Below are 10,518 nucleotides of genomic sequence, written 5' to 3' on the forward strand. Positions count from 1 at the left end.
TTCACACCTTCAGAGCGAGCAGTTTAATCACGCGCAATACAACTTATTTCTTGGGTGAGTCAAATTCAACAGACGGTGCTTTTGACAACGCGGCTTCATTTTCAACTGTGAAATTAGCTTTTGGGGTGTAGCCCATGGCTTTAGCGGTCAAATTGTTTGGAAAAGTGCGTAATGTGGTATTGTAAGCTTGAACGGCATCAATATAAGCTTTACGTGCCACTGCGATGCGATTTTCTGTGCCTTCCAATTGTGCACGCACTTCTTGGAATGCTTGGTTGGATTTTAGATTAGGGTAGTTCTCGGCAACAACCATCAAACGAGACAAAGAACCTTGTAATAAGCCTTGTGCTTCAGTAAATTTTTTGAATGCTTCGGGGTCATTAACCAGTTCAGGAGTGGCTTGGACGTTGGTGGCCGAAGCGCGAGCCATAATCACTTCTTCGAGTGTGCCTTTTTCAAAATTTGCTTCAGCTTGAGCGGTTTTGACAATGTTTGGAATTAGATCAATACGGCGCTGGTATTGGTTCAATACTTCTGACCATTTCGCCTTGATGGCTTCGTCTTCAGCTTGCATGGTGTTGTAGCCACAGCCGCTTAAAGTGAGGGTGGTTACAGCGGCAATGAGGGCGAGTAATTTACGCATAAAATGCTCCTATATGAATTAAAAATGATGACGTGTGCAACTGCGTGCAGGTTGAATGCAAGTGATTCTTGGTGTTTAAATGGTTATGTTTGATGAAAATTCAATACAAAACAAAAGAATCGGTGACGAAGTATACGCACAATTAAAAAAGTTGAGTGTATTGGAGCAGTAGTTTTTCCAGCCAAATTTTTATGTTGAGCGGGTGTTCGCTGGTGCGTTGCTCTTTGAGTAACATGTTTTGCATGGCGTGAGCCCGCTGCACCAATGACGTTGGCATGTTTTTAAATAGCGAAGTCAAAGCCTTGGCGTGTTGAGCGTAGTAGCGGGGCGTGCCGACACCTTGAGCGGTGAGCAGGCCATCGTGCAACCAGCGTTGTAACCACATCAGTGTCACGCCCATGTCTAATGTTCGAGCTTCCCCTGAAAGGTATGCTTTATCCGCATCTTTGATGTGTTTATCAAACTGCTCTGCCAATTTCAGTGCATCCATGTCTTTGCCTTGAGCCAGTGCATGGATAAATTGTGTTTGTAGCGTAAAGTAATTCGTTGAGTGGAGTTGAGCTACTCGCAATACCGCACCATTTTCCTGTGTTAAATCATTCAACCAGTTTGGGTTGTCACCGCAGTGTTGATTTAAATAAGCGATGGCTTGCGCGGTGCTGGGTCGAGACAGATGGACGCGCTGGCAGCGGCTAATGATGGTCGGTAACAGTTGTTTGGCATCATGTGCCAGCAAAAAGAATAAGGTATTCGCAGGAGGTTCTTCTAATGTTTTAAGCAAAGCGTTGGCCGCATTCAGGTTCAGCTTGTGTGCGGGGTAGATTAAAACAACGCGAGTGCCACCACGATGGCTTGTTTGATTGACCATATTCGCCAATTCGCGGACATCGTCAATCGTGATGTGTTTACTTGGTTTTTCAGGTCGAAGCTCTTCAACGGGATGATTGGCATCTAAAATGCTCGGGCGAAGCACCCTTAAGTCGGGGTGGCTGTATGCCGCCAATAGTTGACAACCAGAGCAAGAACCACAAGGCGCGTGGTCTGCGTTTGGTTTTTCGCACAACACGCTCGCGGCCAATTGATGCAAAAAGGCTTCACCCCCCGTGTCTTCAGGTGCAATGAGTAGATAGGCATGAGAGCGTTGGCTTTGTGCATGCCATTGTTCAAAAAATGTGGTGTGCCAAGGCAGTAGGAGTGTCGTCATGTCAAATGGCAATATTTAAATGTGTTTGTAAAGCAGCGGCAATTTGAATTTGGGTCTGTTCAATGTCAACCGTGCTGTCGATGATGGCGATTCGCTCAGGGTGTGCAGTGGCTCGAGCCAAGTATGCTTGGCGGGTGCGTTGAAAAAAATCCATGGATTCTTGTTCAAATTTGTCGAGCTGGCTTCTGCCTTTCGCGAGTCGAGCTTGCGCAACCTCAAGAGGCACATCAAATAATAAAGTTAAATGCGGTTGCAGGTCATGTTGAACCCAAGTTTCCAATTGTTCAATTTTGCTTAAACTTACACCCCGCCCGCCACCTTGGTAGGCGTAAGTCGCATCAGTGAAACGGTCTGAGATGATGATGTCGCCGCGTGCCAAGGCAGGCAAAATCACTTGTGCAATGTGCTCACGTCGTGAGGCGAACATCAACAAGGTTTCTGTTTCCAAATCCATTTTTTCGTGCAAAAGCAGCTCGCGCAAATGCTCACCCAAAGCGGTTCCACCAGGTTCGCGAGTGAGTACAACGGTGCGACCAATGGCTTGTAAACTTTGATTGAGCCACGATAGCGGTGTCGATTTTCCTGCGCCGTCAACGCCTTCAACTGTGATGAAAAGACCAGTGTTTGTCATGGTGTCCTTCGTGATGTCTTTAAGTGCGAACAAAGCAAACATTTAACGGTAGATGCCGTCGGTGTTTGTTGGTATTTGATACATTTTATTGCGCGGATTTTTTGACTGGGTTGAGTTGATATTTTTTTACCGCCGCGTTATGTTCACTTAACGTTTCTGAAAACTCACTTGAGCCGTCGCCACGGGCAACAAAATAGAGCACTTTACTGTCAGCGGGATGAAGTGCGGCTTCAATCGAGGCCATGCTCGCCGTTGCAATCGGTGTGGGAGGTAGACCATCTTGGGTGTATGTATTGAAAGGCGTGTCTGTTTGTAGGTCGGCTTTGGTCAAGTTGCCATTGAAATCGGCACCGATGCCGTAAATGACCGTAGGGTCTGTTTGTAAACGCATTGGCACTTTTAAGCGATTGACAAATACAGCCGCAACCATTGCGCGGTCTTCGGCGGCTCCCGTCTCTTTTTCAATAATAGAGGCCATGGTCAAAGCCTCGTAAGGGGTTTTGTAAGGTAAGCCTTCGGCGCGTTTGTCCCACGCGGCATTGAGGCGACTATGCAATATTTGTGCAGCACGACTGAGCACGGCGGTTTCAGCTTCACCGCGACGGTATTGATAGGTGTCTGGAAAAATCATGCCTTCTGCACTGGCGGTGTCGAGTTTGAGGACGGTCGCGAGTTGTTTGACATCCAACTCTTGCGCATCGTGCTGCATGTCGGCTTTAAGCAGTACCGATTTTATTTGCGCCCATGTGGCACCTTCAGCAATACGAATTTTTAACGGGGCAATTTCACCCCGCGCAATTTTATCCAAAATACTGCTTAAGCTGGCTTTAGGGTTAATGTCATAATCGCCCATTTTGTAGTCATTGCTGCGCCCAGTCAGCAAAGAGAGGGTTTCAATTTCAAACGCAGTGACAGAACCGCCTGATGCTCGAGACATTTTAGCCAATTGTTCGGCAACAGTTGATGCGCCTGCACCTTTGGCAATAGTGAGGGTCTGGGTTTGCCCTTTGTCCCCCAGAGGCGATGCGAGGCGGGTCGCGCCCCAAAAGATAATGAGCAATAAGCTCAACAGGAAGATAGCGACTTTTTTATATTTAAACAGTAAATTCATTAGACGTGAGGACGAGAGTCGATTTAGGTGGACGAGGGTTTTTTGATTTACAATGAAAGTCGTTATTTTATACTTAATCTGAATCAAGTTTTTGATTTCAATCGGACACAATGGGAAACATAAGCATGCACAACTCAATGCAGTTCACTCTTAATCAACTCAAACAAGGGGTATCTAGTGATTTATCCTTGCAGCTCGGACTGATTCGCGTCAGTGGCGAGGATGCACGCAGCTTCTTGCATGCACAACTGACGCAGAATGTTTCAAATTTAACCGAAGATATCACTAAATTAGCGGGGTATTGCAGTGCAAAAGGGCGTTTGTACGCTATTTTTCAAATGTATTGCGAAGGCGATGATGTGTTTTTAATCACGCAACGAGAATTGATTGTTCAAGTTGTGAAACGTTTGCGGATGTTTGTTTTGCGCGCTAAAGTGAATTTGGATGATGTCTCAGAGCAATATCATATGTACGGCTTCGCGGGCGACGGGTGTTTGGCAGCTGGGGTGGCAGAACGTGATAACAACACAACGCGTTTGGGCATATTGCCCGCAATGGTTGAAGGAAGCGAGTTGTCGCGCGAGTTGATGATAGTACCTGCGGATAAGGGGGCTATTGATGTTGCCAGTCTTTCTCGACAAGAGTTTATTACAATCAGTGAGATGGCGTGGCGTTGGCTTGCTGTGATGGCGGGCGAGCCGTCTATCCAAGTATCAACGGTCGAGGCATTTGTACCGCAAATGGTTAATCTTGACCGTATCGGCGGTGTGAATTTCAAAAAAGGATGTTACCCTGGGCAAGAGGTGGTCGCTCGCAGTCATTATCTTGGCAAACTTAAACGCCGTATGATAGCTGTACGCTGGGGTTTTGAAAGAGATGCTCTTGCTCAGGCTGCATTAGAGCGTTTTAATGTTAATGCCGATGTGTACAGTCGTTTAGATGAAACTCAACCCGCAGGTGTGGTGGTCTCTGCGGCTCAAAATGTATTGCAAACGAATGTGATTGATGCGTTATTGGAGGTGAGTTTAGCCATGTTAGATGGTGATGCTTGCTTATCGGTTCAAGGCATGGATGTTGATGGTAAACGGTTTGATTTGCCTTACGCTTTAGTTGATTAAAACCTGTATCCGTAAATCAAGTTGGTATTAGTAAATCATTTTGGATACAATTTATAAATTTTAGCGTGGTATATCATGATTGGGAGAGGTATGAAATTTGAGTTGCGATGGTGTGCGGTGGCGGCGGTTTTATCTTTAACTGGCTGCGCCAGTACTGAGATTCGAAACATGCCTGCTCAACAATTGGTGAGTAAAGGAATTGAACATGCGTTTGATATGCCCAATTATCGCTTTGTCGCCAGTAGTGGCATAGATGAAATTAAACTAAACACGACAAATCAACTGGAGTCTGATGAGGATGTGACGAATTTTTTTAGTTCGTTCATGTCCAGTTTACAAAAACATTCAAGTGCTGAGACGATTGGCGTGATAGACATGCCCAATAAGATGTATCAGATGACGCCATCTTTTCGATATGACAGCAAAAATTTAAAAACCATGATGGCATTTCCAATCGTTTATGATGGACAGAAAAAACATCTCTTTGCTGATTTTTCGGCGTTAGACATGTTTTTAAATGCGCCCGAGAATTCTGGTAAATATTCAGAATTTGACCTCAATGCATTTTCCAATCATCTCGATAAATCCAGCAAAATCATAGATGTGTTGAAAAAGAACTTCATCGGACACTATGAAGGATTAGACAAGGCGAGCTTTAGCGATGTGCCTTTGGATAATGACGATAAACATCAGGGCGTGGTTCGTAAGGTTCAAGTCAAAACTTCAGTGCAAAAGTCTTTGGACATGTTCCCGAACATCTTTAAAGATGTGGCGGGCATATTTAAACCTGAGTTAACCAAAAACAATGATGGTCAAGCAATCGATGCAGCTAAAGCTGTTGATGCCTCAGCGGAGATGGATACAGCTGTTGACATTGACACCGATATTGAAAAGAGCGTGATGGATAACCTTAAAAAATTCATTGCGCCTGAGTCGGAGCAAACCGAAGTACTGGGCTTCAATAATAAGGGTGAAGTCGTACAGACTGACACCAAGGTACGAGTGGTTTTAAACAACCCCAAACCTGACGAAGATACCCCCAGCAGCAAAGAACCAATGATTTTTGCGGCTCATTCTAAAGTGCGTTTATATGACATTGGTACGGCAAAGTTGATTGATGCGCCCACGCCTGAAAACAGTGTTGATGGGGCTGAAAACTTGAAAAAATCATCGCTGGGCAAAATTTTACTCTCTATTTTTGGGGGTACTGACAAAAATGATGATGACCTTATTGCATTCGATGCCGCGGATGCAGCAGAGGCCTCGGCTCCCTCGCGCGGGCGGGGCAAACATGCTCATCGTTCAAGTTCGAGCAAAACCAAAATGCGCAAACATCATTGAACAATTCAAACCGATTGATTTTTCGTCGATGTCTTCATTTTTTCATCAATAAAAAACGCTTGCTTGAGCAAGCGTTTTTTATTTAAGTCGTATTTAGCTCCACCAGTATGAAGCCGCACTGCATTCGGCAATCGAAGATTTAATTTTTGGATTTTTTAGCATTTGTTGCTCAATTTGTTGCAAGTTGTGCTGTGTTTGCATTTGTTGCATCAAGCGCAAACGCTCCTCTGTTGGCAAAATCGTGAGCATGTCTTTGGCCACGCAACGGCAGCTGTAACGGATTTGCTTGTCATTCATATGTAGTGCAGAAACGGTCCGACTGTGTGGTGCTTCGCGAATGCATGTTTGACTGGCCAACTCTATCCAAGTGGCTTTATCAAACACGCGAGGCTCGGCGCGTGCATCAAACATGGATAAGCAAAGCAACAATGTCATGAAGTGCTTAAGAAACAAGGGTAAACAAAATTGATTCATATGGAAAAATTACGATTAAAAAATGCCCGTGAATTTAAAACAACAAAGCACGTTTAGTCAATCGGCACGGCGTATTCAATTAAAAATTGTAAATCAGTTTTGCCATTCCAGTCATTGCGTTGCAGTTGATATACGCACTGGATATGTTTAGGCATTTCTTCCGCATGAAAAAACCAAATGGCATTGAACGTACCATTTTGATTTTTAAGCACTAATTTCAAATGAGTGTCTTTGAGTACCCGTTGTTCAATCACTTCAAAGCGGTCTTCAAACAATGGTGCTGCAAAACCTTGTCCCCAGACTTGTTTGTTTATCGCATCCACATTCGCAATACTAAAATCAGTCGAGTGCAGCTGACCATCGGTGACGATTTGCTTCGTAAACACTTCAGGTTCGCTCATGGCAACGACGGCTTGTTCAAAAGTATCTTTGAACAGTTCGAAGTCTGCGCGCACGATGGTTAGGCCTGCGGCCATTGCATGCCCCCCAAATTTGACAATGGTTTCAGGGGCATTTTTATTGACCCAGTCCAGCACATCGCGCAGATGGATGCCATTAATTGAACGACCAGAGCCTTTAAGGAACTCTTTGCCATCGGGTGCGAAAACAATGGTTGGGCGATGGTATTTCTCTTTCAAGCGACCCGCAACGATGCCTATAACCCCTTGATGAAACTCTTCATGCGTCAAACAGATTGAAAATTGCACTTCCACATCGAGCGAAGACAGATTGACTTCAGCCTCTTCACGCATTTGTTGTTCGATGGCTCTGCGCTCGCGGTTCATTTCATCGAGTTGTTGCGCCAATTGCAATGCTTCTTGCTCGTCATCGGTTGTCAGACAACGGATACCCAAACTCATGTCATCCAAGCGACCTGCTGCATTTAAGCGGGGGCCGATGGCGAAACCCATATCAAAACTTGAGGCCTTGCGAAAGTCTCGTCCTGCGACATTGAGGAGGGCGTTGATGCCTGCACACATTTTGCCTGCACGCATGCGCGCCAAACCATTCGCGACGAGAATGCGATTGTTATGATCGAGTTTAACCACGTCCGCCACTGTACCCAAAGCGACTAAATCGAGTAGCTCTGCTAAATTGGGCATCGGGCGATGTGTGAAGTAGCCACGATTTTTTAGCTCTGCGCGGGTAGCGACTAAAACATAAAACATAACGCCTACTCCCGCTAAGTTTTTGCTGGGGAATGGGCAACCATGTTGATTCGGGTTGACGATGGCTATTGCGCTGGGTGTTTCGTCGGCGGGTAAATGGTGGTCGGTAATCAGCACGGGCATGCCCAAGGCATTGGCATGAGCAACGCCCTCAATGCTGGCCATCCCATTGTCGACAGTGAGCAAGAGGTCGGGTTTGTCAAAGTCGGGATGATTCGCAGCTAAGGTGACAATTTCAGGCGATAAACCATAACCATATTCAAAGCGATTGGGCACGAGAAAATCAACATGAGCACCCAAAGAGCGCAAACCGCGAAGTCCTACCGCACAAGCAGTTGCGCCATCGCAATCATAGTCGGCAATAATCAGTAGGTGCTTGGATTGTTCAATGGCGTTGGCCAATTCGTGTGCGGCGACATCAATGCCGAGCAAAGACGCGGGTGAAATGAGTTGGTTTAACTCAAGTTGAGCTTCTTGCGCACCATTGACGCCGCGTGCGGCAAGCAGGCGAGCCAGTAAAGCTGAATGTCCAGCCGATTCTAGTTCGGCCGCAATGTGCGGGTTGGGCTGGCGTTGATTAATGGTGGTCATACAACTGTTTTATTGAATGAAATCAAACTTAGGCTGTTCCAACCAAAGCAGCGGTGCTTTTTTTTGCGTGGAAACTTTGCTTTTGAGTGCGTTGGTCCATGAGGGTTGTGTTACCTCAATGTCTTGTTGCCAAGTATCTCCCAGCAGGCTGAATGTGGCTTTACCATGTGTTTTAACCGCATCCAATACGGGTAACATTTTTTGGTCTAACCAAGCCAAATGCGCGTGAATATCATTGACTTTATTAACACTGGGTTTTTCAATAGAGGCGGATACGGCTCTAAATTGTAGTGCTTTATCTGCGTTGATGACGCGAGTATTGACGCCGCCGTACAACCATAGACTATTAATGGCAACTTGTTGTCGTTTTGCCCGAGCTTGATTCACTGGATTTTCAAACCACAGCATTTGAATTTCTGTCAACAGGGTTTGCCAGCGACTAAGGGCGCGACCGCGCGGTAAAAAGTTTTCTAACTGGTCGCTTTGTGCCAGTTTAAGGCTCGGTGCGTGGTAATCGAAATGTTCGAGGGTGCGTACAAACCATTTTGAAGGTGAGGCAACATGGATGTGCCAGCCCCATTTTGCCAGCCAAGGCGCAATGGAGTTCACCAGTACTTTAGTTTCGTCTAAAGTGATGTCGTCATCCGTTAACGCCATTAAGTTGACATGGTCGCGTCCCGCTCGCCAATGGACTGGTGATAGGCAGAACCATTGGGCAAAAGACTTATCCTCGAGGTCTTTTATGGCAAGTGGAATGTCTTGATGTATGGCTTCAAATAGAGCAATGCCCATATCAAGGGGGAGGCCAATTTGTCCCAAAACATACGCATCATGCGCACTGTTAGGGCAATCATTTGGAAAAATCACCGCACTGCGTTTCATCTCCATTTTGTCAAGTTGCGCGAGTACGGGAAAAGTACGGTGCCAATTATAAGACGCCCCCGTGCGCAAGTTTTTTGCCAGAGCAAACGAAAGTGCTTTAGCAGGCAAAGTGATGTTCTCAAAAACGGTGGAATGGCGTGAATTCATGGTGTGTTAGATGGATTGGGTATTTATAGATTCAATATGGATTCAATTGGCCCGCTTTCAAATTGCATTCGAGCGGGGAAAATTTATCCGTACATGATAAACTATTGCCTTATTTTGGTTTTAACTTTGTGTGTTTATTATTATATTATCGACATTCTGTTTCTTTATGTTTATATAAAAAACAGTATAAAAAGGGCTGTATGAAACATTCTTTTGAGTGGCTGTTGGGTTGGCGATACACGCGGGCATCGCGTGGCACGACTAAAAATCGATTTATTTCATTTATTTCCGCATTATCGATGGTCGGCATTGTCTTAGGCGTGGCCGCTTTGATTATTGTGCTGTCCGTGATGAACGGTTTTCAGCGCGAAGTGCGCGAACGAATGTTGTCGGTCGTGCCCCATGTGCAAGTCTATCCTGCACCTGACTCGCCCGCTGGCTGGGAGTCGCCGTTGTCTCAAAGTATTGAAAAAAATAAAGAGGTGGTTGGTATTGCCCCCTACATGAGCAGCCAGTCTATTGTTTTGCAAGATGGCGAGATGGTTGGGGTGAAGGTCGAAGGAATCGACCCAATGCAGGAGGGTAAAGTCTCTGAAGTGCCGAAAAAAATCATTCAAGGTCGCTTGGATGACTTGAAAGAGGGCGAGTTTAATATTGTTTTGGGTATTGAATTGGCTCGTCGGCTGGGTTTAGAGATTAAAAAAGATACGTTTGCATTAGGTGAGCCAGTGACTTTGCTTGCGCCTGAAGCCAATATCACGGTTGCGGGTGCGGTGCCGCGCATGCGACCATTTAATGTGGTGGGTATTTTGAAAGCAGGGCATTATGAAATTGACAATTCATATGCTTACGTTAATGTTAATGATGCCAAAAAATTATTTCATGAAGGCAATATGGGCTTGCGAGTAAAGCTCAAAGACATGGATCAAGCCAAAACGGTCGGCCGCTGGATTGAAGACAACGCCAGCCAACCCGTACTCACACAAGATTGGACATCGATTAATCCCGCGTGGTTTTCTGCGGTGAAAACCGAAAAAACCATGATGACCATTATTTTGCTCATCATCACAATCGTCGCGGGTTTTAATTTGGTCTCCATGCTCGTGATGACGGTCAATGATAAGCAGGCAGACATTGCCATTTTGCGAACACAAGGTGCATCGCGCCGCAGTATCATGCATATTTTTATGATTCAAGGGGCACTAAT

General features: G+C 45.6%; 10 protein-coding genes. 3 read left to right on the forward strand and 7 right to left on the reverse strand.

Annotated features, from left to right (window positions below; all coding sequences use genetic code 11):
* Positions 1-43: 43 nt before the first annotated feature.
* The 4 genes from DFR44_RS04860 to mltG form a co-directional block, all read right to left on the reverse strand.
* Positions 44-643: a LemA family protein gene (locus DFR44_RS04860; RefSeq protein ID WP_133619599.1), complete on the reverse strand. Its 600-nt coding sequence runs from the start codon at positions 641-643 to the stop codon at positions 44-46.
* 142 nt (positions 644-785) lie between these two features.
* The gene (gene holB, locus DFR44_RS04865; protein WP_133619602.1) at positions 786-1,847 is read right to left on the reverse strand and encodes a DNA polymerase III subunit delta'; all 1,062 of its coding nucleotides are present in this window, start codon (positions 1,845-1,847) and stop codon (positions 786-788) included.
* Between the two features lies 1 nt (position 1,848).
* Positions 1,849-2,478: a dTMP kinase gene (tmk, locus tag DFR44_RS04870; protein WP_133619605.1), complete on the reverse strand. Its 630-nt coding sequence runs from the start codon at positions 2,476-2,478 to the stop codon at positions 1,849-1,851.
* Between the two features lie 85 nt (positions 2,479-2,563).
* Positions 2,564-3,589 carry an endolytic transglycosylase MltG gene (gene mltG / locus DFR44_RS04875; RefSeq protein ID WP_133619608.1) on the reverse strand — a complete coding sequence of 342 codons (1,026 nt, stop codon included), beginning with the start codon at positions 3,587-3,589 and terminating at the stop codon, positions 2,564-2,566.
* Between the two features lie 125 nt (positions 3,590-3,714).
* On the opposite strand from mltG, the gene ygfZ reads away from it, so the two are divergent.
* Both ygfZ and DFR44_RS04885 read left to right on the forward strand, forming a co-directional pair.
* A complete protein-coding gene (gene ygfZ / locus DFR44_RS04880) occupies positions 3,715-4,707 on the forward strand; it encodes a CAF17-like 4Fe-4S cluster assembly/insertion protein YgfZ (RefSeq protein WP_162845166.1) in 993 nt (330 codons plus the stop codon).
* 90 nt (positions 4,708-4,797) lie between these two features.
* Positions 4,798-6,048, forward strand: a complete 1,251-nt coding sequence (locus DFR44_RS04885; RefSeq protein WP_133619613.1) for a hypothetical protein — start codon at positions 4,798-4,800, stop codon at positions 6,046-6,048.
* 93 nt (positions 6,049-6,141) lie between these two features.
* Here DFR44_RS04885 and DFR44_RS04890 read toward each other — a convergent pair whose 3' ends face one another.
* From DFR44_RS04890 to DFR44_RS04900, 3 genes are all read right to left on the reverse strand, one after another.
* Positions 6,142-6,483 (reverse strand): hypothetical protein, encoded by a 342-nt coding sequence (locus DFR44_RS04890; RefSeq protein WP_133619615.1) that lies wholly within the window; start codon positions 6,481-6,483, stop codon positions 6,142-6,144.
* Positions 6,484-6,575: 92 nt separating this feature from the next.
* Positions 6,576-8,282 carry a single-stranded-DNA-specific exonuclease RecJ gene (gene recJ / locus DFR44_RS04895; protein ID WP_133619617.1) on the reverse strand — a complete coding sequence of 569 codons (1,707 nt, stop codon included), beginning with the start codon at positions 8,280-8,282 and terminating at the stop codon, positions 6,576-6,578.
* Between the two features lie 9 nt (positions 8,283-8,291).
* Entirely contained in the window at positions 8,292-9,311 is a 1,020-nt protein-coding gene (locus DFR44_RS04900) for a hypothetical protein (protein ID WP_133619619.1), read from the reverse strand.
* Positions 9,312-9,511: 200 nt separating this feature from the next.
* Here DFR44_RS04900 and DFR44_RS04905 point away from each other — a divergent pair.
* A partial coding sequence (locus DFR44_RS04905; protein WP_133619621.1) for an ABC transporter permease occupies positions 9,512-10,518 on the forward strand: 1,007 nt, incomplete at its 3' end.

Origin of the sequence: Hydromonas duriensis (assembly GCF_004363775.1) — a bacterium.
GTDB lineage: Bacteria > Pseudomonadota > Gammaproteobacteria > Burkholderiales > Burkholderiaceae > Hydromonas > Hydromonas duriensis.